This window comes from Akkermansia sp. GGCC_0220 (genome assembly GCF_017566105.1).
Classification (GTDB): Bacteria; Verrucomicrobiota; Verrucomicrobiia; order Verrucomicrobiales; family Akkermansiaceae; genus Akkermansia; species Akkermansia massiliensis.
Window position 1 is genome coordinate 1 of sequence record NZ_JABFCI010000050.1, and the last position, 1,019, is coordinate 1,019.

A 1,019-nucleotide genomic window follows, 5' to 3' on the forward strand; every position below is an offset into this window, starting at 1 on the left:
TTCCAGCAGCAGCTCTTCGTCATCAAGTTCTTCGAGCTCAAGCTCATCTTCCAGCAGCAGTTCAAGTTCCCTTTCCTCTTCTTCCAGCGAGCCGGACCAGGAAGAGGAACCCTGCCCCTGTGAATGTGAGTGCAATGAGGAAGGGGACGAACACTGTGTCCAGACACAGCCCACTCCGGGGGATCCCGAGGGAGAGCAGGATTGCCAGGGCAACGCCTGCATCAACCCTTCCTCCCCGGCAGGACCCACGCCTCCGGCTCCCGCCAGGTTCATCAGGACGGCACGCTCTGCCACCACTAATGCCCCGGCTTCCAGCGGCTTTTCCATGCGCTACAACCACCCCATGGCCTGGAGCGCTTCCTTCTCGGCTGACGAGCGCCGCGTCACCGTCAAGCGCCCCTCCGGAAGCCATCTCTATTTCAAAGCTAACGAGGGAAGCAGCGATGCTTCTCCCATCGGCTCTTCCAGGAAGGTCAACTACCGTGTGAGGCTTCTCAACGAAGATCTTACTCCCAACCTCCAGGGTACTCCCGCCTTCATGGACATGGTTCTTCCCGGCGGCATGGTCCTGCGCTTCTCGGCAGCCACCGGAGAGGTCGTGTCGGTCACCAGCTCTTCGGGCCATGTGATCTCTGCCGAGGAGTACTTCAGCAAGGTCCAGGTCACTTACCATCAAAACGGCTCCCTTGCCAGCGTTTATTCCCGCGCCCAGGGGTTGATGAGAAGCATTCCCGAAGGCGACAGGCTCACCCTGGAGTGGTATGCTCCCGGCAAGACCATCCCGGACGGGGAAGGCGGGTTCACCGTTGCCGGAGAGCCCTACAAGACGGCCGTCTATGAAACCTCGCTTGAAAACGGAGTCAAGGTCACCCATATCACCAACCGGCGCGCCGGTCAGGAGCCGCATTTCATCGAACGCCGCGAAGAAGGCAACAAGGTGACCATCGTCAAGGGGGAGGGAGAGGAGCGCATCGTTCGCACCATTGAACGCAACGCCCTGCCCGATTCCAAGTGGGAGC

Annotated in this window: 2 protein-coding genes; one reads left to right on the top strand and one right to left on the bottom strand. The window is 60.3% G+C overall.

Features of this window, described 5'->3' with window-relative positions:
• On the bottom strand, positions 1-327 hold a 327-nt coding region (locus HJW02_RS12915; protein WP_208050666.1), incomplete at its 3' end, for a hypothetical protein.
• Between HJW02_RS12915 and HJW02_RS12920 the strand changes: the two genes are divergently transcribed.
• Positions 326-1,019 (top strand): hypothetical protein (locus HJW02_RS12920; RefSeq protein WP_208050667.1); only part of this gene is annotated, 694 nt, incomplete at its 3' end. The genes HJW02_RS12915 and HJW02_RS12920 overlap by 2 nt on opposite strands.